This window comes from Mesorhizobium sp. B1-1-8 (genome assembly GCF_006442795.2).
Lineage (GTDB): Bacteria > Pseudomonadota > Alphaproteobacteria > Rhizobiales > Rhizobiaceae > Mesorhizobium.
The window spans coordinates 3828780-3854193 of sequence record NZ_CP083956.1 but is presented as its reverse complement, the minus strand read 5'-3'; the positions used below and the strand labels follow the sequence as shown (position 1 = coordinate 3854193).

The following is a 25414-nucleotide window of genomic DNA, read 5'->3' as shown; positions in this document are numbered from 1 at the left end:
TGGGCGACCCGGGGAGGCTGCGTCACGCGAGATGTTTGAAAACCTCTTTCCTGAGGGCCGCCAGCGGCCTTCAGGAAACGGGTTTTCTCCCGTTTTAACCGGCCGCCGCCAAGCAATTGGAAAGGCCGGTTGGAAAAACCGACAAGGGCAGCCGCCGAGGCGCCCATTTGTGTGCAAGACGAACCGCGGCGAGGTTCGTCCCGAGTTTAGAGCTAAGGAGCGACGATGGCCCATACCCAGACCTTCAATGGCCGCAGACGCGTACGCAAGTTCTTCGGAAAGATCCCGGAAGTTGCGGAGATGCCGAACCTGATCGAGGTTCAAAAGGCATCCTATGACCAGTTCCTGATGGTGGACGAGCCCAAGGGCGGCCGTCCCGACGAAGGACTGCAGGCCGTTTTCAAGTCGGTCTTCCCGATCTCCGATTTTTCCGGCTCCTCGATGCTGGAATTCGTGAAGTACGAGTTCGAAGGACCGAAATTCGACGTTGACGAATGCCGTCAGCGCGACCTGACCTATGCCGCGCCGCTCAAGGTGACGCTGCGCCTGATCGTGTTCGATATCGACGAGGATACCGGCGCCAAGTCGATCAAGGACATCAAGGAGCAGGACGTCTACATGGGCGACATGCCGCTCATGACGTCGAACGGCACCTTCATCGTCAACGGCACCGAGCGCGTCATCGTCTCGCAGATGCACCGGTCGCCGGGCGTCTTCTTCGACCATGACAAGGGCAAGTCGCACTCGTCGGGCAAGCTTTTGTTCGCCGCGCGCGTCATCCCCTATCGCGGCTCGTGGCTCGACATCGAGTTCGATTCCAAGGACGTCGTGCACGCCCGCATCGACCGCCGCCGCAAGATTCCGGTGACGTCGCTGTTGATGGCGCTCGGCATGGACGGCGAGGAGATCCTGTCGACCTTCTACAACAAGATCACCTACAAGCGCGCCGGCGACCACTGGCGCATTCCGTTCAACGTCGAGCGTTTCCGCGGCCTGAAGGCCGTCGGCGACCTCGTCGATGCCGACACCGGCGAGGTCGTTGTCGAGGCCGGCAAGAAGATCACCGCCCGCCAGGCCCGCCAGCTCGGCGAAAAGGGTCTGAAGGCCATCAAGGCGACCGACGAGGATCTGCTCGGCAATTATCTGGCCGAGGACATCGTCAACTACGCCACCGGCGAGATCTTCCTCGAGGCCGGCGACGAGATCGACGACAAGACCTTGAAGGTGCTGCTCGGCACCGGCGAGGACGAGATCCAGATCCTCGACATCGACCACGTCAATGTCGGCGCCTACATCCGCAACACGCTCGCCGTCGACAAGAACGAGAGCCGCCAGGACGCGCTGTTCGACATCTACCGCGTCATGCGTCCGGGTGAGCCGCCGACGCTCGAGACCGCCGAAGCCATGTTCAACTCGCTGTTCTTCGACAGCGAGCGCTATGATCTGTCGGCCGTCGGCCGCGTCAAGATGAACATGCGCCTCGAGCTCAAGGCCGAGGACACCGTGCGCGTGCTGCGCAAGGAGGACATCCTGGCCGTGGTCAAGACGCTGGTTGAACTCCGCGACGGCAAGGGCGAGATCGACGACATCGACAATCTCGGCAACCGCCGCGTGCGCTCGGTCGGCGAGCTGATGGAGAACCAGTACCGCGTCGGCCTGCTGCGCATGGAGCGCGCGATCAAGGAACGCATGTCCTCGATCGAGATCGACACGGTCATGCCGCAGGACCTGATCAACGCCAAGCCGGCGGCCGCCGCCGTGCGCGAGTTCTTCGGTTCCTCGCAGCTGTCGCAGTTCATGGACCAGACCAACCCGCTGTCGGAGATCACCCACAAGCGCCGCCTGTCGGCGCTTGGACCGGGCGGTCTGACCCGCGAGCGCGCTGGTTTCGAGGTGCGCGACGTGCACCCGACGCATTACGGCCGCATCTGCCCGATCGAGACGCCGGAAGGCCCGAATATCGGCCTGATCAACTCGCTCGCCACGTTCGCGCGCGTCAACAAATACGGCTTCATCGAGAGCCCGTACCGCAAGATCGTCAACGGCAAGCTGACCAACGAGGTCGTCTATCTGTCGGCGATGGAAGAGGCCAAGCACCATGTCGCGCAGGCCAATGCCGAGCTCGACAAGAATGGCGGCTTCGTCGACGAATTCGTCATCTGCCGCAATGCCGGCGAGGTGATGATGGCGCCGCGTGAGAACGTCGACCTGATGGACGTCTCGCCCAAGCAGATGGTGTCGGTGGCGGCAGCGTTGATCCCGTTCCTCGAGAACGACGACGCCAACCGCGCGCTGATGGGCTCGAACATGCAGCGTCAGGCCGTGCCGCTGGTGCGCGCCGAGGCGCCGTTCGTCGGCACCGGCATGGAGCCGATCGTCGCCCGTGACTCAGGCGCCGCCATCGGCGCCCGCCGCGGCGGCGTGGTCGACCAGGTGGACGCCACCCGTATCGTCATCCGCGCCACCGAGGATCTCGATCCGGGCAAGTCCGGCGTCGACATCTACCGGCTGATGAAGTTCCAGCGTTCGAACCAGAACACCTGCATCAACCAGCGTCCGCTGGTGCGCGTGGGCGACCGGCTGAACAAGGGCGACATTATCGCCGACGGTCCGTCGACCGAGCTCGGCGATCTGGCGCTCGGCCGCAACGTGCTGGTCGCGTTCATGCCGTGGAACGGCTACAACTACGAGGACTCGATCCTGCTCTCCGAGCGCATCGTGGCCGACGACGTCTTCACCTCGATCCACATCGAGGAGTTCGAGGTCATGGCCCGTGACACCAAGCTCGGACCGGAGGAAATCACGCGCGACATTCCCAACGTCTCGGAAGAAGCGCTGAAGAACCTCGACGAGGCCGGCATCGTCTATATCGGTGCGGAAGTGCAGCCAGGCGACATCCTGGTCGGCAAGATCACGCCGAAGGGCGAAAGCCCGATGACGCCGGAGGAGAAGTTGCTCCGCGCCATCTTCGGCGAGAAGGCCTCCGACGTCCGCGACACCTCCATGCGAATGCCTCCGGGCACCTTCGGCACGGTCGTCGAAGTGCGCGTCTTCAACCGCCACGGCGTCGAGAAGGACGAGCGCGCCATGGCGATCGAGCGCGAGGAAATCGAGCGCTTGGCCAAGGACCGTGACGACGAGCAGGCGATCCTCGACCGCAACGTCTACGCCCGCCTTTCCGACGTGCTCGTCGGCAAGGAGGCGATCGCCGGACCGAAGGGCTTCAAGAAGGGCTCGAAGCTGTCGAAGGACACGCTCGACGAGTATCCGCGCTCGCAGTGGTGGCAGTTCGCGGTGGAGAACGAAAAGCTCCAGAGCGAGCTGGAAGCCCTGCGCGGCCAGTACGACGATTCCAAGAAGGCGCTCGAGCAGCGCTTCATGGACAAGGTCGAGAAGGTGCAGCGCGGCGACGAGATGCCTCCGGGCGTCATGAAGATGGTCAAGGTCTTCGTGGCGGTGAAGCGCAAGATGCAGCCGGGCGACAAGATGGCCGGCCGGCACGGCAACAAGGGTGTCGTGTCGCGCATCGTTCCGGTCGAGGACATGCCTTTCCTCGAGGACGGCACGCATGCCGATATCGTGCTCAACCCGCTGGGTGTGCCGAGCCGCATGAATGTCGGCCAGATCCTGGAAACGCATCTGGGCTGGGCCTGCGCCGGGATGGGCAGGAAGGTCGGCGAGTTGATCGACGCGTACAAAGCGGGCGGCGACATCAAGCCGCTGCGCAAGACGCTGGAAAGCTTCATGCCGGCCAACGACCGCAACGAGCCGGTCCGCGAGTATGACGACGAGAGCATCGTTCGCCTCAGCGAGCAGATGCGCCGCGGCGTCTCGATCGCGACCCCGGTGTTCGACGGCGCGCACGAGGCCGACATCAACACCATGCTGCAGCAGGCCGGCTTGCACACCAGCGGTCAGTCGCAGCTCTATGACGGCCGCACCGGCGAGCCGTTCGATCGCAAAGTGACGATGGGCTACATATATATGCTGAAGCTCCATCACCTGGTGGACGACAAGATCCACGCGCGTTCGATCGGTCCGTACTCGCTCGTCACCCAGCAGCCGCTGGGCGGCAAGGCGCAGTTCGGTGGCCAGCGCTTCGGCGAGATGGAGGTCTGGGCGCTGGAAGCCTACGGCGCCGCCTACACGCTGCAGGAGATGCTGACGGTGAAGTCGGACGACGTCGCCGGCCGCACCAAGGTCTACGAAGCGATCGTCAGAGGCGACGACACCTTCGAGGCCGGCATCCCCGAGAGCTTCAACGTTCTCGTCAAGGAAATGCGGTCTCTCGGCCTCAATGTCGAATTGGAGAACACCAAGCTCGACGAAACCCCTGTCCGGCTGCCAGATGCTGCTGAATAGGGGCGCGGCCGAGTAATCAAGACATCCGGTCGCGGAAGAAGGCTTTCGCGACCGGATGCAGCAGTTTTCGGCCGTCAGGCCAGTCTGCGGGCATTCGGCCCGCGTTCGATGCAAGGGGTTTTCGAGGACCCCGAAAAGGAGAACGGCATGAACCAAGAGGTCATGAATCTCTTCAACCCGCAGGCGCCTGCGCAGGTGTTCGATTCCATCCGGATCTCGCTTGCCAGCCCTGAGAAGATTCTGTCCTGGTCGTTCGGCGAGATCAAGAAGCCGGAGACCATCAACTACCGCACCTTCAAGCCGGAGCGTGACGGTCTGTTCTGCGCGCGCATTTTTGGTCCGATCAAGGACTATGAGTGCCTGTGCGGCAAGTACAAGCGCATGAAGTACAAGGGCGTCATCTGCGAGAAATGCGGTGTCGAAGTCACGCTGTCGCGCGTCCGGCGCGAGCGCATGGGCCATATCGAGCTCGCCGCGCCCGTCGCCCATATCTGGTTCCTGAAGTCGCTGCCCTCGCGCATCGGCACGCTGCTCGACATGACCTTGAAGGACATCGAGCGGGTGCTTTACTTCGAGAACTACATCGTGACCGAGCCCGGCCTCACCGCGCTGAAGGAGCACCAGCTGCTCAGCGAGGAAGAGTACATGATCGCCGTCGATGAGTATGGCGAGGACTCCTTCACCGCCATGATCGGCGCCGAGGCCATTCATGACCTTCTGGCCGGCATGGACCTGGAGAAGATCGCCGGCGACCTGCGTTCGGAGCTGGCTTCGACCACCTCCGAGCTCAAGCAGAAGAAGCTGTTGAAGCGGCTCAAGGTCGTCGAGAACTTCATGGAGTCCGGCAACCGTCCGGAATGGATGATCATGAAGGTGGTCCCAGTGATCCCGCCGGACCTGCGCCCGCTGGTTCCCCTTGATGGTGGACGCTTCGCCACGTCCGATCTCAACGACCTCTATCGCCGCGTCATCAACCGCAACAACCGTCTGAAGCGGCTGATCGAGCTGCGGGCGCCGGGCATCATCGTGCGCAATGAAAAGCGCATGCTGCAGGAGGCCGTCGACGCTCTGTTCGACAACGGCCGCCGCGGCCGTGTCATCACCGGCGCCAACAAGCGTCCGCTGAAGTCGCTGTCCGATATGCTGAAGGGCAAGCAGGGCCGGTTCCGCCAGAACCTGCTCGGCAAGCGCGTCGACTATTCCGGCCGCTCGGTCATCGTGACCGGCCCGGAGCTCAAGCTGCACCAGTGCGGCCTGCCGAAGAAGATGGCGCTGGAACTCTTCAAGCCGTTCATCTACGCCCGCCTCGACGCCAAGGGGTTCTCCTCGACCGTCAAGCAGGCCAAGAAGCTGGTCGAGAAGGAGCGTCCGGAGGTCTGGGATATCCTCGACGAGGTCATCCGCGAGCATCCGGTGCTCTTGAACCGCGCGCCGACGCTGCACCGTTTGGGCATCCAGGCGTTCGAGCCGATCCTGATCGAAGGCAAGGCGATCCAGCTGCATCCGCTGGTCTGCACGGCCTTCAATGCAGACTTCGACGGCGACCAGATGGCGGTCCACGTGCCGCTGTCGCTCGAAGCGCAGCTCGAAGCCCGCGTGCTGATGATGTCGACCAACAACATCCTGCACCCGGCTTCCGGCGCGCCGATCATCGTGCCGTCGCAGGATATGGTTCTCGGTCTCTACTATCTCTCGATCGTCAACCAGAACGAGCCGGGCGAGGGCATGGTGTTTGCCGACATGGGCGAGCTCCAGCACGCGCTGGAGACCAAGGCCGTCACGCTGCACGCCAAGATCAAGGGCCGTTTCCGCACCGTCGATGCCGAAGGCAAGATGGTGTCGAAGATCTACGACACTACGCCTGGCCGCATGATCATCGGCGAGCTGCTGCCGAAGAACGTCAACGTGCCGTATGAGACCGCCAACCAGGAGATGACCAAGAAGAACATCTCCAAGATGATCGACACCGTCTACCGCCATTGCGGTCAGAAGGAGACGGTCATCTTCTGCGATCGCATCATGGCGCTTGGCTTCGCGCATGCCTGCCGCGCCGGCATTTCGTTCGGCAAGGACGACATGCTGATCCCGGACACCAAGTCCAAGCTGGTCTCCGACACCGAGGCTTTGGCCAAGGAATACGAGCAGCAGTACAATGACGGCCTGATCACCCAGGGCGAGAAGTACAACAAGGTCGTCGACGCCTGGGCCAAGTGCTCGGAAAAGGTCGCCGACGAGATGATGGCCCGCATCAAGGCGGTGGAATTCGAGGACAACGGCCGTCAGAAGCCGATGAACTCGATCTACATGATGTCGCATTCGGGTGCGCGCGGTTCGCCCACCCAGATGCGCCAGCTCGCCGGCATGCGCGGCCTGATGGCCAAGCCTTCGGGCGAGATCATCGAGACGCCGATCATCTCGAACTTCAAGGAAGGCCTCACTGTGCTCGAGTACTTCAACTCGACCCACGGCGCCCGCAAGGGTCTGGCCGACACCGCCTTGAAGACGGCGAACTCGGGCTACCTCACCCGCCGCCTTGTCGACGTGGCGCAGGACTGCATCGTCAATTCGCTGGATTGCGGCACCGACAAGGGCCTCACCATGCAGCCGATCGTCGATGCCGGTCAGGTCGTCGCCTCGGTCGGTCAGCGCGTGCTGGGCCGCACCTCGCTCGACGACATCAACCATCCGGTGACCGGCGAGCTGCTGATCAAGGCCGGCACGCTGATGGACGAGCGCGACGTGGAGCAGATCGAGAAGGCCGGCGTGCAGTCGGTGCGCATCCGCTCGGCGCTGACCTGCGAGGTCAGGACCGGTGTCTGCGCGGTCTGCTACGGACGCGATCTGGCCCGCGGCACGCCCGTCAATCAGGGCGAGGCCGTCGGCGTTATCGCGGCGCAGTCGATCGGCGAGCCGGGCACCCAGCTCACCATGCGTACCTTCCACATGGGCGGCACGGCGCAGGTGGTGGATTCCTCGTTCCTCGAAGCCTCCTATGAGGGCAAGGTCGAGATCCGCAACCGCAACGTGGTGCGCAACTCCGACGGCCAGCAGATGGTCATGGGCCGCAACATGGCGGTGCTGATCCTCGATGAGGCCGGCAAGGAACGCGCCACGCACCGCGTCGCCTATGGCTCGCGCATCTTCGTGGACGATGGCGACAAGGTGAAGCGCGGCCAGCGCATCGCCGAGTGGGATCCTTACACCCGCCCGATCCTCACCGAAATCGAGGGTAAGGTGGCGTTCGAGGACCTGGTCGACGGCATTTCCGTTCAGGAAACGGCCGACGAGTCGACCGGCATCACCAAGCGTGAGGTCATCGACTGGCGTTCGACGCCGCGCGGCAGCGACCTGAAGCCGGCGATCGTCGTGCAGGATGTCAAGGGCAAGGTGGGCAAGCTGTCGAAGGGCGGCGATGCGCGCTTCCTGCTCTCGGTCGAGGCCATCCTCTCGGTCGAGCCGGGTGCGCATGTCCGTCCGGGCGACGTGCTGGCGCGTATCCCGATGGAAAGCGCCAAGACCAAGGACATCACCGGCGGTCTGCCGCGTGTTGCCGAACTGTTCGAGGCTCGCCGTCCGAAGGACCACGCCATCATCGCCGAGATCGATGGCACGATCCGCTTCGGCCGCGACTACAAGAACAAGCGCCGCATCATCATCGAGCCGCATGACTCGACGCTGGAGCCGGTCGAGTACCTGATCCCGAAGGGCAAGCCGTTCCATCTCCAGGACGGCGACGTCATCGAGAAGGGCGACTACATCCTCGACGGCAACCCGGCGCCGCATGACATCCTGGCGATCAAGGGCGTGGAGGCGCTTGCGTCCTACCTCGTCAACGAGATCCAGGAGGTCTACCGCCTGCAGGGCGTGTCGATCAACGACAAGCACATCGAGGTGATCGTTCGCCAGATGCTGCAGAAGGTCGAGATCACCACGCAGGGCGACTCGACCTACATTCCGGGCGACCACGTCGACGTGATCGAGCTGGAAGAGGTCAACGACCGCCTGATCGAGGACGGCAAGAAGCCGGCCGAAGGCCAGCCGGTGCTGCTCGGCATCACCAAGGCTTCGCTGCAAACGCCGTCCTTCATCTCGGCCGCCTCCTTCCAGGAGACGACTAGGGTACTGACGGAAGCCGCGGTTGCCGGCAAGACCGACATGCTGCAGGGCCTGAAGGAAAACGTCATCGTCGGCCGGCTGATCCCGGCCGGCACCGGCGGCACGATGAGCCAGATCCGGCGCATCGCCACCTCGCGCGACGAGCTGATCATCGACGAGCGCCGCAAGGCCTCCGGTGCCGAGGTCGCCGAGCCGATGCTGACCGACATGGTCAACGCCGCGCAGTAAGCGCGGGACGGGAAGGAAAGAAGGAAAGGGGCCTGCGCGGCCCCTTTTCGCATTAGGTCCCACTGAGCAATTCCAGGAAAAGTGTGAAGCGGTTTTCCGTCCGGAATTGCGTCAAGACAAAGAGGCAGAGCGTTTCGCTGTTTCAGCGAAACGCGCGCGAGGAAGAAGCATGAGCAAGAAGACCTGGACAGCTGTCGACGACTACATCGTTTCCTCGCTCTTCGCTGCAGATCCCGTGCTCGACGCGGCGCTTGTGGCCAACCGCGACCAGGGCCTGCCGGCAATCGACGTCTCCGCCGCGCAAGGCAAGCTGCTGTCGCTGCTGGTGCGCATCAGCGGTGCGAAGAAGGTGCTCGAGATCGGCACGCTCGGCGGCTATTCGACCATCTGGATGGCGCGGGGATTGCCCGCCGACGGCAAGATCGTCACCCTGGAGCTCGAGCCGCATCATGCGAAAGTCGCGCGCTCGAATTTCGAGCGGGCAGGGGTCTCGGGCAAAATCGATCTGCGTCTCGGCCCCGCGCTTCAGTCGCTCGCGGCGCTGGAGAGCGAAAATGCCGGTCCGTTCGACCTGATTTTCATCGACGCCGACAAGCCCAACAACCCGAACTATCTGTCCTGGGCGATGCGGCTGTCACGGCCGGGAACGGTCATCGTCTGCGACAACGTCATCCGCGACGGTGCCGTCCTCAATGAAGACGGCAGCGACGCCAATGTCGAAGGCGCGCGTGCGGCGTTTTCCTTCATTGGCAGAGACAAGCGGCTCAACGGCACAGCCATCCAGACCGTCGGCGCCAAGGGCTACGACGGCTTTGCCATTGCGATCGTCGACTGAGGCTTTCGCCGGACCCGTTAATCGAAGAAGGCTTCCACCACATTGCGCTTGCCGAGCATGAAGGCATCGGCGACGTGCTGGAGAGGTGCCAGGTCGACGTCGGAGACGCCGGCCCGCACGATCTCGGCGAAGCGCTTGTAAAGCATCGGATATTCCGCTTCCGGCTCTTCATGGACGACCTTGCCGTCGACGGCGAGCTTGGCGCCGCCGCCCGAAAGCTCCATCCGGCCCTTGTCGGTCTCGGCCAGGATGTCCCAGCTTTGCGGACCGGTCTGCAGCCAGTCGAGTTCCATCGTCACCGGCAGCCCGTTCGAGGTGCGGAAGGCAATTTGAGCCGCGACAGGTGCCGCCCGGTTCTCCGGAAAATCGAGCACGGCCGAGATGATGAACATCGGCGGCAGGATGTGGGTGGCGATCGACAGCGCATTGATGCCGGGATCGAACACGCCGAAGCCGCCGGGCGCCCAGATCCATTCCTGGTTCGGATGCCAGCGGCGCACGTCCTCTTTCCAGTTGATCGCGGCCGAGGTGATTTTGGCCGATGCCAGGAAGGCGCGCGTGGCCTCGACCGCCGGGGCATAGCGCGAATGCCAGCTGGCGAAGAGCGAAACGCCGTTTCTCGCCGCAATCGTTTTCAGGTCCTCGACCTCGCTGACGGTGGCGCCCGGAGGCTTCTCCAGGAAAACATGCTTCTTGGCTTCGAGTGCGACGCGGGCGGCATCGTAGCGGAATTGCGGCGGCATGCACAGCGAGACCGCTTCCAGGCCTGGCTCGGCGCCCAGCATTGCCTCGATGGTCGGATAGTTCGCAATGCCGTCGACCTTGCCGTGACGGCTGGCGGCGGCGGCAAGCTGGTAGTTGCCGTCCTTCGCGACAGCCGGCAGATGCTGGTCGCGCACGATCTTGCCCACGCCGACGATGCCGAGCCTGATGGGGTTGCTGGTCATGGAAGCTCCGGAATGAAAGAGGGACGTTTCTATGCGGGCGAAGCAGGACGGCGCGTCGCCCGCAGCGGTCAGGCCGGTTCGTCGAAGGTGACGATCGAGACCTCGCCTTCGAGCGCGCCCTGATAGGCCGACAGATGCGGCTCCTCGTCAGGGACGCCGTCCATGTCGCCGATCTGGTCGAGCTCGGCTTCGGCAAAGCCTTCGGCGGCAAGCGATTCGAGGGCGCGGCGCACGGCGGAATCATCATCGGGTGCAACCAGCATCACATGCACGCCTTCCGCCTTGCCGCCCTTCCTCTTCCACACCCGGCCGGTGATGATGGTGACCGGGCGTTCTTCATTGTCGTTCACGGGCTGATTCCCTTTTCTGCTCAGATTAGGGCGTGCGGGCGGATTTCTCCGGTTCATGCTGCCTTTTGGCATGAAGGACGCGCGCATGACAGCCGAAAGCCGGTCACTTTCTTCTTCGCTCTTGAAAAAAGACGCAAGAAAATTACATGCGCTTTTCGCATGGCTGCCAAGCCTCGGAACGGGCGTAATATTTGGCGTTCCGGGGTTGACGGCCTAGAGGCTTGCGAGTAGAAGCCGCCCAGTCAGAACCGATGTGAGGCTCTCCTGTCCGAAGCGACACGCTTTGGAGTTTGCCTCAAACAGGGTTCGTTTTACGAGCGAAAAGACATTTCCGGCGCGCATGAAGCGGCTTCCGCTTCCTCTGCAATTTGTTCGGGCAGGACCGCGAGGCGCGGTGTGTTGCCCGAATTTGCGTATGGAAATGACGCTTTGAGCGGCCCTGACAGGGCAGACACGGAATTGAGAGACAAGAGGATTTAATGCCTACCGTCAACCAGCTGATCCGCAAGCCGCGCCTGGCGCCGGTGAAGCGCAACAAGGTCCCGGCCATGCAGCAGAACCCGCAGAAGCGGGGCGTCTGCACGCGCGTCTACACCACGACGCCGAAGAAGCCGAACTCGGCGCTGCGCAAGGTGGCCAAGATCCGCCTGACCAATGGTTTCGAAGTCATCGGCTATATCCCCGGCGAAGGCCATAACCTTCAGGAACACTCGGTGGTCATGATCCGCGGCGGCCGCGTCAAGGATCTGCCCGGTGTCCGCTATCACATCATCCGCGGCGTGCTCGACACGCAGGGTGTGAAGAACCGCAAGCAGCGTCGTTCGAAATACGGCGCCAAGCGTCCGAAGTAAGGGTTTCCCATGTCCCGTCGTCACAGTGCAGAAAAGCGTGAGATCAACCCGGACCCCAAGTTCGGCGACCTGATCGTCACCAAGTTCATGAACGCCGTCATGTATGACGGCAAGAAGTCGGTTGCCGAGACGATCGTCTACGGCGCGCTGGACCAGGTCCAGGCCAAGACCAAGCAGGAGCCGGTCACCGTCTTCCATCAGGCGCTCGACAATGTCGCGCCGCATGTGGAAGTGCGCTCGCGCCGCGTCGGCGGCGCCACCTACCAGGTTCCGGTCGACGTGCGCCCCGAGCGCCGCCAGGCGCTGGCCATCCGCTGGCTGATCGCCGCCGCCCGCAACCGCAACGAGACCACCATGGTCGACCGCCTCTCGGGCGAGCTGATGGACGCGGCCAACAACCGCGGCACGGCCGTCAAGAAGCGTGAAGACACCCACAAGATGGCAGAAGCCAACCGCGCCTTCGCGCACTACCGCTGGTAAAGCGCGAACGAGACTGAGAGGCACCTTCCCATGGCCCGCGAATACAAAATCGAAGACTACCGCAATTTCGGTATCATGGCGCACATCGACGCCGGCAAGACGACGACCACCGAGCGCGTCCTCTATTACACGGGCAAGTCGCACAAGATCGGCGAAGTGCACGATGGCGCCGCGACCATGGACTGGATGGAGCAGGAGCAGGAGCGCGGCATCACCATCACGTCGGCCGCGACCACGACCTTCTGGAAGGGCCGTGACGGCAAGATGCGCCGCTTCAACATCATCGACACCCCCGGACACGTCGACTTCACCATCGAGGTCGAGCGTTCGCTGCGCGTGCTCGACGGCGCCATCGCGCTGCTCGATGCCAATGCCGGCGTCGAGCCGCAGACCGAGACCGTGTGGCGCCAGGCCGACAAATACCACGTGCCGCGCATGATCTTCTGCAACAAGATGGACAAGATCGGCGCCGACTTTTACCGCTCGGTCGAGATGATCGGCTCGCGCCTCGGCGCGCAGGCCGTCGTCATGCAGCTGCCGATCGGCGCCGAGACCGAGTTCAAGGGTGTCGTCGACCTCGTCGAGATGAACGCGCTGGTCTGGCGCGACGAGACGCTGGGCGCCGCCTGGGACGTCGTCGAGATCCCGGCCGACCTCAAGGCCCGCGCCGACGAATACCGCGAGAAGATGATCGAGGCCGCCGTCGAGATGGACGAGACCGCGCTCGAGAATTACCTCGAAGGCAAGATGCCGTCGAACGACGAGATCCGCGCGCTGATCCGCAAGGGCACCATCGCGGTCAAGTTCTTTCCGATGTTCTGCGGCTCGGCCTTCAAGAACAAGGGCGTGCAGCCGCTGCTCGACGCCGTTGTCGAATACCTGCCGTCGCCGATCGACGTGCCCGCCATCAAGGGCGTCGACGCCAAGACGGATGCCGAGATCGAGCGTCATGCCGATGACAACGAGCCGCTGTCGATGCTGGCGTTCAAGATCATGAACGACCCGTTCGTCGGTTCGCTGACCTTTGCCCGCATCTATTCGGGCAAGCTCGCCAAGGGCGTCTCGCTCGACAACACCGTGAAGGGCAAGAAGGAGCGCATCGGCCGCATGCTGCAGATGCATGCGAACTCGCGCGCCGACATCGAGGAAGCCTTTGCCGGCGACATCGTGGCGCTGGCCGGCCTGAAGGACACGACCACCGGCGATACGCTGTGCGATCCGCTGCACCCGGTCATCCTTGAGCGCATGGAATTCCCCGATCCGGTCATCCAGATCGCCATCGAGCCGAAGACCAAGAACGACCAGGAGAAGATGGGCCTGGCGCTGCATCGCCTGGCCGCCGAGGATCCGTCTTTCCGCGTCAAGACCGACGAGGAAAGCGGCCAGACCATCATCGCCGGCATGGGCGAACTGCATCTCGACATCATCGTCGACCGCATGCGTCGCGAGTTCAAGGTCGAGGCCAATGTCGGCGCGCCGCAGGTCGCCTATCGCGAGACCATCACCCGCAGGCACGAGCAGGATTACACGCACAAGAAGCAGACCGGCGGTACCGGCCAGTTCGCCCGCGTCAAAATCGTGTTCGAGCCGAATGCCGAGGGCGAGGAGTTTGCGTTCGAGTCGAAGATCGTCGGCGGCGCGGTGCCGAAGGAATACATCCCCGGCGTCGAGAAGGGCATCCAGAGCGTCATGGGCTCCGGTCCGTTCGCCGGCTTCCCGATGATCGGCGTCAAGGCGACGCTGATCGACGGCGCCTTCCACGACGTCGACTCCTCGGTGCTGGCGTTCGAAATCGCCTCGCGTGCGTGCTTCAAGGAAGCGGCGCCGAAGCTCGGCGTGCAGCTGCTTGAGCCGATCATGAAGGTCGAGGTTGTGACGCCGGAAGATTATGTCGGCGGCGTCATCGGCGACCTCAACGGCCGCCGCGGCCAGATCCAGGGTCAGGAGACGCGCGGCGTTGCCGTGGTCGTCAACGCCATGGTGCCGCTCGCCAACATGTTCAAGTACGTCGACAATCTGCGTTCGATGTCGCAGGGCCGCGCCCAGTACACGATGCAGTTCGATCACTACGAACCGGTCCCTACGGCGGTGGCCCAGGAAGTCCAGAAAAAGTACGCGTGAGAATGCCTGTGCCACCGGAACCGCAATTCTTGCGCGTTTCCGGCACGGATAGAGCGAATATCAATTTCCCCGAGCGGGTAGAGTAAGACGGAGAACGACAGTGGCAAAAGGTAAATTCGAGCGCACCAAGCCGCATGTGAACATTGGCACGATCGGGCATGTCGATCATGGCAAGACGTCGCTGACGGCGGCGATCACGAAGTATTTTGGCGAATACAAGCGCTATGACCAGATCGACGCGGCGCCCGAAGAGAAGGCGCGCGGCATCACCATCTCGACGGCGCATGTCGAGTATGAGACGACCAACCGCCACTATGCCCATGTCGACTGCCCCGGCCATGCCGACTATGTCAAGAACATGATCACCGGTGCCGCGCAGATGGACGGCGCCATCCTGGTGGTTTCGGCCGCCGACGGCCCGATGCCGCAGACGCGCGAGCACATCCTGTTGGCCCGCCAGGTCGGCGTGCCGTCGATCGTGGTGTTCCTGAACAAGGTCGACCAGGTCGACGATGCCGAGCTGCTCGAGCTGGTCGAGCTCGAGGTTCGCGAGCTTCTGACCAAGAACGAGTTTCCCGGCGACGACATTCCGATCGTCAAGGGCTCGGCGCTTGCGGCTCTGGAAGACACCAACAAGACCATCGGCGAGGACGCCATCCGCGAGCTGATGGCGCAGGTCGACGCCTATATCCCGACGCCGGTGCGTCCGCTGGACAAGCCGTTCCTGATGCCGATCGAGGACGTGTTCTCGATCTCGGGCCGCGGCACGGTGGTGACCGGCCGCGTCGAGCGCGGCGTGGTCAAGGTCGGCGAGGAGCTGGAGATCGTCGGCATCCGTCCGACGGCCAAGACGACCTGCACGGGCGTGGAAATGTTCCGCAAGCTGCTCGACCAGGGCCAGGCCGGCGACAACATCGGCGCGCTCTTGCGCGGCATCGACCGCGAGGGCGTCGAGCGCGGCCAGGTTCTGGCCAAGCCGGGCACGGTCAAGCCGCACAAGAAGTTCGTGGCCGAAGCCTACATCCTGACCAAGGACGAGGGCGGCCGTCACACGCCGTTCTTCACCAACTACCGTCCGCAGTTCTACTTCCGCACCACGGACGTGACCGGCATCGTGACGCTGCCGGCCGGCACCGAGATGGTGATGCCCGGCGACAACATCACCGTCGATGTCGAATTGATCGTGCCGATCGCCATGGAAGAGAAGCTGCGCTTCGCCATCCGTGAAGGCGGCCGCACCGTCGGTGCCGGCATCGTCGTCACCATCAAGGAATAATTGGACTGAAACGGATCTGTCGCGGGCGCGGGAGCTGCCCGCGCCGCGCCAGAACAAGGAATTGACGCATGAACGGACAGAATATCCGCATCCGCCTTAAGGCGTTTGACCACCGGGTGCTCGACGCCTCGACCCGCGAAATCGTGTCGACCGCCAAGCGCACCGGGGCCAACGTCCGCGGCCCCATTCCGCTGCCGACGCGGATCGAAAAGTTCACGGTCAACCGGTCGCCGCACGTCGACAAGAAGAGCCGCGAGCAGTTCGAGATGCGCACCCACAAGCGGCTGCTCGACATCGTCGATCCGACCCCGCAGACGGTCGATGCTCTGATGAAGCTCGATCTGGCCGCCGGTGTCGACGTCGAGATCAAGCTCTAAGGAACAAGAGGCGTGGAGGGGCGCTAGCCCCGACAGGGAACTCTAAAGGATCAAGAGGCGTGGAGGGGCGACAGCCCTGACAGGTAACTCTAAAGGAATTGAACCGATGCGTTCAGGTGTGATTGCAAAGAAGGTGGGAATGACCCGCATCTACAACGATGCCGGGGAACATGTTCCCGTCACCGTTCTCCAGATGGAGAACTGCCAGGTCGTGGCCCAGCGCACGCAGGAGAAGAACGGCTACACCGCCGTCCAGCTCGGCGTTGGCCTTGCCAAGGTGAAGAACACGTCGAAGGCGATGCGCGGCCATTTCGCCGCCGCTTCCGTCGAGCCGAAGGCCAAGGTCGCCGAGTTCCGCGTCTCCGCCGACAACATGATCGATGTCGGCGCCGAGATCACCGTGGAGCATTTCGTCGCCGGCCAGAAGGTCGACGTGACGGGCACCTCGACCGGCAAGGGTTTCCAGGGCGTGATCAAGCGGCACCACATGGGTGGCGGCCGCGCCACGCACGGCAACTCGGTCTCGCACCGCACGCACGGCTCGACCGGCCAGCGCCAAGACCCCGGCAAGGTGTTCAAGGGCAAGAAAATGGCCGGCCACATGGGCGACACCCGCGTCACCACGCAGAATGTTGAGGTAGTCTCGACCGATGCCGACCGCGGCCTGATCCTGATCCGCGGCGCCGTTCCAGGCGTCAAGGGCGCCTGGATCCTGGTTCGCGACGCTGCCAAGGTCGCGCTGCCCGCCAACGCGCCGAAGCCTGCCGCAATCCGCGCTGCCGCTGTCGCCAAGAACGACGCCCCGGCCACTGAGGGAGCTGAATAATGGACCTCAAGATCACAACGCTCGGCGGCAAGGACGCCGGCAAGGTCGAGCTTTCCGAGGCGATTTTCGGCCTTGACCCGCGCGACGACATCCTGCAGCGCGTCGTGCGTTGGCAGCTGGCCAAGAAGCAGCAGGGCACGCATAAGGCCAAGGGCCGCGCCGAGATCGCGCGCACCGGCGCCAAGATGTACAAGCAGAAGGGTACGGGCCGCGCCCGTCACCATTCTGCTCGCGCCCCGCAGTTCCGCGGCGGCGGCAAGGCGCACGGCCCGGTCGTACGCAGCCATGAGCACGAGCTGCCGAAGAAGGTCCGCGCGCTGGGCCTGAAGCATGCTCTCTCGGCCAAGGCCAAGAGCGCTTCGATCATCGTCATCGACGAGCTGAAGCTCGCCGAGGCCAAGACCAAGACGCTGGTGGCGAACCTCGAGACGCTTGGGCTGACCAACGCCCTGGTGATCGGCGGAGCCGAGCTCGACCAGAACTTCAAGCTGGCGGCGACCAACATCCCGAACATCGACGTGCTGCCCATCCAGGGCATCAACGTCTACGACATTCTGCGCCGCGGCACGCTGGTCCTTTCGAAGGCCGCCGTCGAGGCTCTCGAGGAGCGCTTCAAATGACCGACCTTCGTCACTACGACGTGATCGTCTCGCCGGCGATCACTGAAAAGTCGACCATGGCTTCCGAGCAGAACCAGGTCGTCTTCAACGTCGCCAAAAAGGCGTCGAAGCCGGAGATCAAGGCCGCCGTCGAAGCCCTGTTCGGGGTCAAGGTCACGGCCGTGAACACGCTTGTCCGCAAGGGCAAGATCAAGCGCTTCCGCGGCACCATCGGCCGCCAGGGCGACGTCAAGAAGGCGGTTGTGACGCTGGCCGACGGCCAGTCGATCGACGTCGCGACGGGTCTCTGAGCAAGGCCGCGAGGACAGGACAATGGCACTCAAGAAATTCAACCCGGTAACGCCGAGCACCCGCCAGCTGGTCATCGTCGACCGCTCGGGCCTCTACAAGGGCAAGCCCGTCAAGGGCCTGACCGAAGGCCTGACCAAGTCGGGCGGCCGCAACAATTACGGCCGCATCACGGCCCGCTTCATCGGCGGCGGTCACAAGCGCACCTACCGCATCATCGACTTCAAGCGCCGCAAGTTCGACGTCGTCGGCACGGTGGAGCGTATCGAATACGATCCGAACCGCACCGCCTTCATCGCGCTGATCAAGTATGACGACGGCGAGCTGTCCTACATCCTGGCCCCGCAGCGCCTTGCCGCCGGCGACAAGATCGTGGCCGGCGAATCGGTCGACGTGAAGCCGGGCAATGCGATGCCGCTGGCCTCGATGCCGGTCGGCACCATCGTCCACAACATCGAGCTGAAGCCGGGCAAGGGCGGCCAGGTCGCCCGTTCGGCGGGCGGTTACGCCCAGCTCGTCGGCCGCGACCAGGGCATGGCGATCCTGCGCCTCAATTCGGGCGAGCAGCGCGTCGTGCACGGTTCCTGCATGGCCACCGTCGGCGCCGTGTCGAACCCCGACCACGGCAACATCAACGACGGCAAGGCCGGCCGCACCGTGTGGCGCGGCAAGCGTCCGCACAATCGCGGCGTGGCCATGAACCCGGTCGACCATCCGCATGGCGGCGGCGAAGGCCGCACCTCGGGCGGCCGTCATCCGGTTTCGCCCTGGGGCAAGCCGACCAAGGGCAAGAAGACGCGGTCCAACAAGGCGACCGACAAGTTCATCCTGCGCTCGCGCCATCAGCGCAAGAGCTAAGAAGAGGTAACGCCAAGTGACTCGTTCGATTTGGAAAGGCCCCTTCATTGACGGCTACCTTCTCAAGAAGGTGGACAAGGTTCGTGAAGGCGGTCGCAATGAGGTGATCAAGATGTGGAGCCGTCGCTCCACCATCCTGCCGCAGTTCGTCGGCTTCACCTTCGGTGTCTATAACGGCCAGAAGCATGTTCCCGTCTCGGTGAACGAGGACATGGTCGGCCACAAGTTCGGTGAATTCGCTCCGACCCGGACCTATTACGGTCACGGCGCGGATAAGAAGGCGAAGAGGAAATAATCATGGGCAAGGCCAAAGCTCCGCGCAGGCTTGCTGACAACGAGGCGCGCGCCGTTCTGCGCACCATCCGCATCAGCCCGCAGAAGCTGAACCTGGTTGCCGCGCTGATCCGCGGCAAGAAGGTCGCGACAGCGCTTTCCGACCTCGAATTCTCGGCCAAGCGGATTTCCGGCACGGTCAAGAAGACGCTGGAATCGGCGATCGCCAACGCGGAAAACAACCACGACCTCGACGTCGACGCGCTGATCGTTTCGGAAGCCTATGTCGGCAAGTCGATCGTCATGAAGCGGTTCCACGCTCGTGGCCGTGGTCGCGCCAGCCGTATCGAGAAGCCGTTCTCGCACCTCACGATCGTCGTTCGTGAAGTCGAGGAAACAGGGGAGGCCGCATAATGGGCCAGAAAGTCAATCCGATCGGGCTGCGTCTCGGCATCAACCGCACCTGGGATTCGCGCTGGTTCGCGAACACCGGCGAGTACGGCCAGCTGCTGCACGAGGACATCAAGATCCGCAAATATCTTGAGAAGGAACTCAAGCAGGCTGCGATCTCCAAGGTCGTGATCGAGCGTCCGCACAAGAAGTGCCGCGTCACCATCCATGCGGCGCGTCCGGGCCTGATCATCGGCAAGAAGGGCGCCGACATCGAGAAGCTTCGCAAGAAGCTGATGGAGATGACGAAGTCCGAGACGCACTTGAACATCGTCGAGGTGCGCAAGCCGGAGATCGACGCCACGCTGATCGCGCAGTCGATCGCCCAGCAGCTCGAGCGCCGCATCGCGTTCCGCCGCGCCATGAAGCGCGCCGTGCAGTCGGCCATGCGTCTCGGCGCCGAAGGCATCCGCATCAACTGCGCCGGCCGTCTCGGCGGCGCCGAGATCGCGCGCATGGAGTGGTATCGCGAAGGCCGCGTGCCGCTGCACACGCTGCGCGCCGATGTCGACTACGGCACGGCCGAGGCGAACACGGCTTACGGCATCTGCGGCGTCAAGGTCTGGGTGTTCAAGGGCGAGATCCTCGAGCACGACCCGATGGCTTCCGAGCGCCGCGCCACCGAAGGCGATCATGGCGGTCCGTCCGGCGAGCGCGAGCGCGGTCGCCGTCGCGAGAACGCCTGAGACATTTGAGAATTTGGAGTTAGAACGATGCTGCAGCCAAAGCGCACAAAGTTCCGCAAGCAGTTCAAGGGCCGTATCCACGGTGCCGCCAAGGGCGGCACCAATCTGGATTTCGGCGGTTTCGGGCTGAAGGCGCTTGAGCCGAACCGCGTCACCGCGCGCGAGATCGAGGCGGCCCGCCGCGCGATCACCCGCGAGATGAAGCGCGCCGGCCGCGTCTGGATCCGGGTGTTCCCGGATCTGCCGGTCACCTCGAAGCCGACCGAAGTGCGCATGGGTAAGGGCAAGGGCGCCGTCGACTATTGGGCGGCGCGCGTCAAGCCTGGCCGCATCATGTTCGAGATCGACGGCGTCAGCGAGGAGACCGCGCGCGAGGCGCTGCGTCTCGGCGCCGCCAAGCTCTCGGTCAAGACGCGCTTCGTACAGCGCATCGCAGAATAAGGACGGGCCGATCATGAAAGCCGAAGACATCCGGACCAAGACCCAGGATCAGCTGACCGACGATTTGGCCAACCTGAAGAAGGAGCAGTTTAACCTGCGCTTCCAGAAGGCCACCGGCCAGCTCGAGAAGACCGCGCGCGTGAAGCAGGTCCGCAGGGACATCGCGCGCATCAAGACCATTGCCGCGCAAAAAGCCGCGGCCAAGAAGGGTTAAGACCATGCCAAAGCGCATTCTGCAGGGCACCGTCGTCAGCGACAAAAACGAGAAGACGGTCGTCGTCAAGGTCGAACGGCGCTTCACGCATCCCGTGATGAAGAAGACCGTGCGCATGACCAAGAAGTACAAGGCGCACGACGAGAACAACGCCCACAAGGTCGGCGACCAGGTGTTCATCCAGGAATCGAAGCCGATTTCCAAGGACAAGCGCTGGATCGTCGTCGCCTCGGACCAGGCGTAACGAAACGAATTTTGGACAGACCGGGGGAGGGTGAAGAGCCCGTCCCGTTAGAAAAGAAGAAGGCGGCCAGTCATGATTCAGATGCAAACAAACCTCGACGTCGCGGATAATTCCGGCGCCCGTCGTGTCATGTGCATCAAGGTGCTGGGCGGCTCGAAGCGGAAATACGCTTCCGTCGGCGACATCATCGTGGTGTCGATCAAGGAAGCCATTCCGCGCGGCCGCGTGAAGAAGGGCGATGTGATGAAGGCGGTCGTGGTTCGCACGGCCAAGGACATCCGCCGCCCCGACGGCAGCGTGATCCGTTTCGACAAGAACGCGGCCGTTCTCGTCGACAACAAGAAAGAGCCGATCGGCACGCGTATCTTCGGGCCGGTTCCGCGCGAGCTTCGCGCCAAGAACCACATGAAGATCATCTCGCTCGCGCCTGAAGTGCTGTAAGGAGCCGGACCAATGCAAAAGATCAGAAAAGGCGACAAGGTCGTCGTGCTTGCCGGCAAGGACAAGGGCCGTTCGGGCGAAGTCCTGTCGGTGCAGCCGAAGGAAGACACCGCGCTGGTGCGCGGCGTGAACCTCATTCGCCGTCACCAGAAGCAGACCCAGGCCCAAGAGGGCGGGATCATCACCAAGGAAGCGCCGATCCACCTGTCGAATATCGCGCTGGCCGACCCCAAGGACGGCAAGCCGACCCGCGTCGGCTTCACCACCCAGAAGGACGGCAAGAAGGTGCGCGTCGCCAAGCGTTCGGGAGAAGTCATCAATGGCTAAGGCTGCAAGCAAACAGGCGACCGCCAAGAACGAGCCGCGCCTCAAGAAGGTCTACAACGAGACCATCCGCAAGGCGTTGCAGGAGCAGTTCGGCTACGACAACGACATGCAGGTTCCGCGCCTCGACAAGATAGTGCTGAACATGGGTGTCGGTGAGGCGACAGCCGATTCGAAGAAGCCTTCGGTCGCGGCCGAAGACCTCGCCATGATCGCCGGCCAGAAGGCCGTCGTCACCCGTGCCCGCAACTCGATCGCCGGCTTCAAGGTGCGCGAGAACATGCCGATCGGCGCCAAGGTCACACTGCGCAAGGAACGCATGTACGAGTTCCTCGACCGCCTCGTGAACATTGCGCTGCCGCGCGTTCGCGACTTTCGTGGGCTGAACCCGAAGAGCTTTGACGGCCGTGGCAACTACGCCATGGGCATCAAGGAACACATCGTGTTCCCGGAGATCAACTACGACAAGGTTGATCAGGTCTGGGGCATGGACGTCATCGTTTGTACGACGGCGAAGACGGACGACGAGGCGAGAGCTCTGCTCAAGGCCTTCAACTTCCCCTTCCGCCAGTAACGGCAGCGAAAAAGGAAAAATCTGAAATGGCAAAGACCAGCTCAGTCGAGAAGAACAACAGGCGCCGCAAGCTTGCCGACCAGTACGGCCCCAAGCGCGCTGCCCTCAAGGCGATCATCATGGATCAGTCGAAGCCGATGGAGGAGCGTTTCCGCGCTCAGCTGAAGCTTTCGGCGCTGCCGCGCAACTCGGCCAAGATCCGTATCCGCAACCGCTGCGAAGTAACGGGGCGTCCGCGCGCCTACTATCGCAAGCTCAAAGTATCGCGCATCGCGCTTCGTGATCTCGGCAATAACGGCCAGATCCCGGGCCTGGTCAAGTCGAGCTGGTAAGGAGGACATTGAGATGTCATTGAGCGATCCTCTCGGCGATATGCTGACCCGCATCCGCAACGCCTATGGCCGCAAGAAGTCGAGCGTCTCGACGCCGGCCTCGCGTCTGCGCACCCGCGTTCTCGACGTGCTGAAGTCGGAAGGCTACATCCGCGACTACAGCCAGACCGACTTCGACAACGGCAAGTCGGAAATCGAGATCGAGCTGAAGTATTTCGACGGCGCGCCGGTCGTGCGCGAAATCGAGCGCGTCTCGAAGCCCGGCCGTCGCGTCTATGTTTCGGCCAAGTCGATCCCGCAGGTCGCCAATGGCCTCGGCATCGCCATCCTTTCGACACCGAAGGGCGTGATGGCCGACCACGAAGCGCGCGAGCAGAATGTCGGCGGGGAAATCCTCTGCCAGATCTTCTGATCGGGCTGATTAGCGAAAAGTGGGCTTCGGTTTTCGGGATCGTGCCCGGAAACTGGAACCTGAAACGAAAGAAGTGACGAGGACAACAAAATGTCTCGTATCGGAAAAAAACCCGTTTCGCTGCCGCAGGGCGTGAGCGCTACCGTCAACGGCCAGACCGTGACGGCGAAGGGCCCCAAGGGCGAGCTGAAGTTCGTGGTCAACGACGAGGTTCTGGTCAAGATGGAAGGCAGCGAGATCGCTGTCGAGCCGCGCGACCAGACCAAGACCGCCCGCTCCAAATGGGGCATGTCGCGCACGCAGATCGTCAACATCCTGCAGGGCGTCAAGGACGGTTTTGAGAAGAAGCTCGAGATCACCGGCGTCGGCTATCGTGCCGCCTTGCAGGGCAAGAACCTGCAGCTGGCGCTCGGCTTCAGCCATGACGTCGTCTACGAGACGCCGGCCGGCATCACGATCACCGTGCCGAAGCCGACCGAGATCACGGTCTCCGGCATCGACAAGCAGCAGGTCGGCCAGGTCGCGGCCGAGATCCGCGAATATCGCGGCCCCGAGCCCTACAAGGGCAAAGGCGTGCGCTATGCCGGCGAGAAGATCGTCCGCAAGGAAGGCAAGAAGAAGTAAAACCGCAACGCCGCGGGGCGCGGCCGCGGGAGGCATCGGCCTACCGCACAGGGTTGCCCCCGTTTACTGAAGGCAAGGAACCGACATCATGGGCTCGAAAGAATCCACCCAGCGCCGCGCGCAGCGCGTGCGCCGCCAGATCAAGAAAGTCGCGGGCGAACGTCCGCGCCTGTCGGTGCATCGCACCTCGAAGAACATCTACGTGCAGGTTATCGACGACGCCAACGGCCACACGCTGGCTGCCGCCTCGACGCTTGAGAAGGACCTCAAGGGCTCGCTCAAGACCGGCGCCGACACCGCGGCTGCCGCCGCCGTCGGCAAGCTGATCGCCGAACGCGCCTCGAAGGCCGGCGTCAAGGAAGTCGTCTTCGACCGTGGCCCGTACATCTATCACGGCCGCGTCAAGGCGCTGGCCGAGGCTGCCCGCGAAGGTGGCTTGAGCTTCTAATTTTCGCCCCCGGTGACCCGCAGAGGCGCCGGATATCATCAGCAACCGTGCTTCCGGAAAAGAACAAGGAACAGGATATGGCACAGGAACGTAGGGAAGGCGGCCGCGGCCGCGAGCGCGAAGAGCGCGACGACGGTATGGTGGACAAGCTCGTCCACATCAACCGCGTCGCCAAGGTGGTCAAGGGCGGCCGTCGCTTTGGTTTTGCCGCGCTCGTCGTTGTCGGCGACCAGAAGGGCCGCGTCGGCTTCGGCCACGGCAAGGCGCGCGAAGTGCCGGAGGCGATCCGCAAGGCGACCGAATCGGCCAAGCGCGACATGATCTTCGTGCCGCTGCGCTCGGGCCGTACGCTGCACCACGACGTCGAGGGCCGCTGGGGCGCCGGACGCGTTCTGCTGCGCGCCGCCAAGCAGGGTACCGGCATCATCGCCGGCGGCCCGATGCGCGCCGTCTTCGAGACGCTCGGCATGCATGACGTGGTCGCCAAGTCGATGGGTTCGTCGAACCCCTACAACATGGTTCGCGCCACCTTCGACGCGCTGAAGAGCCAGATGCATCCGAAGGATGTGGCCGCCGCGCGCGGCATCAAATACTCGACCCTTCAGGCCCGCCGCGGCACCGCCGTTGCGGCTGAAGAATAGTCGACGCTGACCAGGGATTTCGATCATGGCCAAGAAAGCTACCAAGACCATCACCGTCGAGCAGATCGGTTCGCCGATCCGCCGGCCGAAGGAGCAGCGCGCGACGCTGGTCGGCCTCGGCTTGAACAAGATGCACAAGCAGCGCACGCTGGAAGACACACCTTCCGTGCGCGGCATGATCGCTGCCGTCCAGCATCTCGTCCGCGTCGTGGACGAGGGCTGAACTGAAAGCGCAGGAGAACGACAATGAAACTCAACGATCTGCGTGACAAGGACGGCGCCACGCACTCCAGGAAGCGCCTCGGTCGCGGCATCGGCTCCGGCTCGGGCAAGACCGCGGGTCGCGGCGTCAAGGGCCAGAAGGCGCGCTCGGGCGTCGCCATCAACGGCTTCGAGGGCGGCCAGATGCCGCTCTATCGACGCCTGCCCAAGCGCGGCTTTAACAACCTGTTCGCCAAGAGCTTCACGGTTGTGTCGCTCGCCCGCATCCAGGCCGCGGTCGACGCCAAGAAGCTCGACGCCAAGGCGACCGTGACGGCCGAGGCGCTTGTCGCCGCCGGTGTCATCCGCCGCGTCAAGGACGGCGTGCGCGTGCTTTCAGACGGCGAACTCAAGGCCAAGCTCTCCTTCGACGTCGCCGGCGCCTCCAAGGCGGCGATCGAGAAGATCGAGAAGGCCGGCGGTTCGGTGAAGCTGCCGGAAGCGGCCGCCGCCGAGTAACGGCGATTTGAAGTGCCGCCGGCGGGAACGACTCCGTTTTTTTACCGCCGAAACG

30 protein-coding genes are annotated in these 25414 nt (G+C 63.4%); 28 read left to right on the top strand and 2 right to left on the bottom strand.

The window, feature by feature from the left end:
• Positions 1 to 225 precede the first annotated feature (225 nt).
• The 3 genes from rpoB (at position 226) to FJ974_RS18690 (ending at position 9541) form a co-directional block, all read left to right on the top strand.
• The gene (gene rpoB / locus FJ974_RS18700) at positions 226 to 4362 is read left to right on the top strand and encodes a DNA-directed RNA polymerase subunit beta (protein WP_140538678.1); all 4137 of its coding nucleotides are present in this window, start codon (positions 226 to 228) and stop codon (positions 4360 to 4362) included.
• Positions 4363 to 4509: 147 nt separating this feature from the next.
• A complete protein-coding gene (rpoC, locus tag FJ974_RS18695; protein ID WP_140538677.1) occupies positions 4510 to 8706 on the top strand; it encodes a DNA-directed RNA polymerase subunit beta' in 4197 nt (1398 codons plus the stop codon).
• Positions 8707 to 8875: 169 nt separating this feature from the next.
• Positions 8876 to 9541 (top strand): O-methyltransferase, encoded by a 666-nt coding sequence (locus FJ974_RS18690; RefSeq protein WP_140538676.1) that lies wholly within the window; start codon positions 8876 to 8878, stop codon positions 9539 to 9541.
• A gap of 17 nt (positions 9542 to 9558) precedes the next feature.
• Here the strand turns inward: FJ974_RS18690 and FJ974_RS18685 are convergent, their stop codons facing one another.
• Complete coding sequence (locus FJ974_RS18685) at positions 9559 to 10488, bottom strand: Gfo/Idh/MocA family protein (protein WP_140538675.1); 930 nt, start codon at positions 10486 to 10488, stop codon at positions 9559 to 9561.
• 68 nt (positions 10489 to 10556) lie between these two features.
• The gene (locus FJ974_RS18680) at positions 10557 to 10838 is read right to left on the bottom strand and encodes a transcriptional regulator (RefSeq protein ID WP_140538674.1); all 282 of its coding nucleotides are present in this window, start codon (positions 10836 to 10838) and stop codon (positions 10557 to 10559) included.
• A 479-nt stretch (positions 10839 to 11317) separates the two neighbouring features.
• On the opposite strand from FJ974_RS18680, the gene rpsL reads away from it, so the two are divergent.
• The 25 genes from rpsL (at position 11318) to rplO (ending at position 25359) form a co-directional block, all read left to right on the top strand.
• Positions 11318 to 11689: a 30S ribosomal protein S12 gene (rpsL, locus tag FJ974_RS18675; protein WP_006202128.1), complete on the top strand. Its 372-nt coding sequence runs from the start codon at positions 11318 to 11320 to the stop codon at positions 11687 to 11689.
• 9 nt (positions 11690 to 11698) lie between these two features.
• The gene (rpsG, locus tag FJ974_RS18670; protein ID WP_027170372.1) at positions 11699 to 12169 is read left to right on the top strand and encodes a 30S ribosomal protein S7; all 471 of its coding nucleotides are present in this window, start codon (positions 11699 to 11701) and stop codon (positions 12167 to 12169) included.
• Positions 12170 to 12199: 30 nt separating this feature from the next.
• Complete coding sequence (gene fusA / locus FJ974_RS18665; RefSeq protein WP_140538673.1) at positions 12200 to 14290, top strand: elongation factor G; 2091 nt, start codon at positions 12200 to 12202, stop codon at positions 14288 to 14290.
• A 100-nt stretch (positions 14291 to 14390) separates the two neighbouring features.
• The gene (tuf, locus tag FJ974_RS18660; RefSeq protein WP_140538672.1) at positions 14391 to 15566 is read left to right on the top strand and encodes an elongation factor Tu; all 1176 of its coding nucleotides are present in this window, start codon (positions 14391 to 14393) and stop codon (positions 15564 to 15566) included.
• A 68-nt stretch (positions 15567 to 15634) separates the two neighbouring features.
• Positions 15635 to 15943 (top strand): 30S ribosomal protein S10, encoded by a 309-nt coding sequence (rpsJ, locus tag FJ974_RS18655; protein ID WP_006205468.1) that lies wholly within the window; start codon positions 15635 to 15637, stop codon positions 15941 to 15943.
• Positions 15944 to 16049: 106 nt separating this feature from the next.
• A complete protein-coding gene (gene rplC, locus FJ974_RS18650) occupies positions 16050 to 16769 on the top strand; it encodes a 50S ribosomal protein L3 (RefSeq protein WP_140538671.1) in 720 nt (239 codons plus the stop codon).
• Positions 16769 to 17389 (top strand): 50S ribosomal protein L4, encoded by a 621-nt coding sequence (gene rplD, locus FJ974_RS18645; protein ID WP_140538670.1) that lies wholly within the window; start codon positions 16769 to 16771, stop codon positions 17387 to 17389. Before rplC ends, rplD begins: the two co-directional genes overlap by 1 nt.
• Positions 17386 to 17679 carry a 50S ribosomal protein L23 gene (locus tag FJ974_RS18640; protein WP_126054435.1) on the top strand — a complete coding sequence of 98 codons (294 nt, stop codon included), beginning with the start codon at positions 17386 to 17388 and terminating at the stop codon, positions 17677 to 17679. Before rplD ends, FJ974_RS18640 begins: the two co-directional genes overlap by 4 nt.
• 22 nt (positions 17680 to 17701) lie before the next feature.
• Positions 17702 to 18535 (top strand): 50S ribosomal protein L2, encoded by an 834-nt coding sequence (rplB, locus tag FJ974_RS18635; RefSeq protein ID WP_140538669.1) that lies wholly within the window; start codon positions 17702 to 17704, stop codon positions 18533 to 18535.
• Positions 18536 to 18551: 16 nt separating this feature from the next.
• Entirely contained in the window at positions 18552 to 18830 is a 279-nt protein-coding gene (gene rpsS, locus FJ974_RS18630) for a 30S ribosomal protein S19 (protein WP_006205463.1), read from the top strand.
• 2 nt (positions 18831 to 18832) lie between these two features.
• Positions 18833 to 19222: a 50S ribosomal protein L22 gene (rplV, locus tag FJ974_RS18625; RefSeq protein ID WP_140538668.1), complete on the top strand. Its 390-nt coding sequence runs from the start codon at positions 18833 to 18835 to the stop codon at positions 19220 to 19222.
• On the top strand, positions 19222 to 19944 hold the full coding sequence (gene rpsC / locus FJ974_RS18620; RefSeq protein ID WP_140538667.1) for a 30S ribosomal protein S3: 723 nt from the start codon (positions 19222 to 19224) through the stop codon (positions 19942 to 19944). The genes rplV and rpsC overlap by 1 nt, the downstream gene beginning before the upstream one ends.
• Positions 19945 to 19971: 27 nt before the next feature.
• Positions 19972 to 20385, top strand: coding sequence for a 50S ribosomal protein L16 (gene rplP / locus FJ974_RS18615; protein ID WP_095765511.1), 414 nt, complete (start codon positions 19972 to 19974; stop codon positions 20383 to 20385).
• A gap of 13 nt (positions 20386 to 20398) precedes the next feature.
• Positions 20399 to 20599 carry a 50S ribosomal protein L29 gene (gene rpmC / locus FJ974_RS18610; RefSeq protein WP_027170363.1) on the top strand — a complete coding sequence of 67 codons (201 nt, stop codon included), beginning with the start codon at positions 20399 to 20401 and terminating at the stop codon, positions 20597 to 20599.
• A 4-nt stretch (positions 20600 to 20603) separates the two neighbouring features.
• Positions 20604 to 20843 carry a 30S ribosomal protein S17 gene (gene rpsQ / locus FJ974_RS18605; RefSeq protein ID WP_006205458.1) on the top strand — a complete coding sequence of 80 codons (240 nt, stop codon included), beginning with the start codon at positions 20604 to 20606 and terminating at the stop codon, positions 20841 to 20843.
• Positions 20844 to 20915: 72 nt separating this feature from the next.
• The gene (gene rplN, locus FJ974_RS18600; RefSeq protein WP_006205457.1) at positions 20916 to 21284 is read left to right on the top strand and encodes a 50S ribosomal protein L14; all 369 of its coding nucleotides are present in this window, start codon (positions 20916 to 20918) and stop codon (positions 21282 to 21284) included.
• Positions 21285 to 21296: 12 nt separating this feature from the next.
• On the top strand, positions 21297 to 21611 hold the full coding sequence (rplX, locus tag FJ974_RS18595) for a 50S ribosomal protein L24 (protein ID WP_140538666.1): 315 nt from the start codon (positions 21297 to 21299) through the stop codon (positions 21609 to 21611).
• Positions 21604 to 22182, top strand: coding sequence for a 50S ribosomal protein L5 (gene rplE, locus FJ974_RS18590; RefSeq protein ID WP_140538665.1), 579 nt, complete (start codon positions 21604 to 21606; stop codon positions 22180 to 22182). The genes rplX and rplE overlap by 8 nt, the downstream gene beginning before the upstream one ends.
• Before the next feature lie 26 nt (positions 22183 to 22208).
• Complete coding sequence (gene rpsN / locus FJ974_RS18585; RefSeq protein ID WP_140538664.1) at positions 22209 to 22514, top strand: 30S ribosomal protein S14; 306 nt, start codon at positions 22209 to 22211, stop codon at positions 22512 to 22514.
• A gap of 13 nt (positions 22515 to 22527) precedes the next feature.
• Positions 22528 to 22926, top strand: coding sequence for a 30S ribosomal protein S8 (gene rpsH / locus FJ974_RS18580; RefSeq protein ID WP_140538663.1), 399 nt, complete (start codon positions 22528 to 22530; stop codon positions 22924 to 22926).
• 90 nt (positions 22927 to 23016) lie between these two features.
• Positions 23017 to 23550: a 50S ribosomal protein L6 gene (gene rplF, locus FJ974_RS18575; protein ID WP_140538662.1), complete on the top strand. Its 534-nt coding sequence runs from the start codon at positions 23017 to 23019 to the stop codon at positions 23548 to 23550.
• Between the two features lie 88 nt (positions 23551 to 23638).
• Complete coding sequence (gene rplR / locus FJ974_RS18570) at positions 23639 to 23998, top strand: 50S ribosomal protein L18 (protein ID WP_140538661.1); 360 nt, start codon at positions 23639 to 23641, stop codon at positions 23996 to 23998.
• 77 nt (positions 23999 to 24075) lie between these two features.
• Positions 24076 to 24639 carry a 30S ribosomal protein S5 gene (rpsE, locus tag FJ974_RS18565; protein ID WP_032933400.1) on the top strand — a complete coding sequence of 188 codons (564 nt, stop codon included), beginning with the start codon at positions 24076 to 24078 and terminating at the stop codon, positions 24637 to 24639.
• 25 nt (positions 24640 to 24664) lie between these two features.
• Positions 24665 to 24862, top strand: coding sequence for a 50S ribosomal protein L30 (gene rpmD / locus FJ974_RS18560; protein ID WP_006205449.1), 198 nt, complete (start codon positions 24665 to 24667; stop codon positions 24860 to 24862).
• Between the two features lie 23 nt (positions 24863 to 24885).
• Positions 24886 to 25359, top strand: a complete 474-nt coding sequence (gene rplO / locus FJ974_RS18555) for a 50S ribosomal protein L15 (protein ID WP_140538660.1) — start codon at positions 24886 to 24888, stop codon at positions 25357 to 25359.
• Positions 25360 to 25414: the final 55 nt, after the last annotated feature.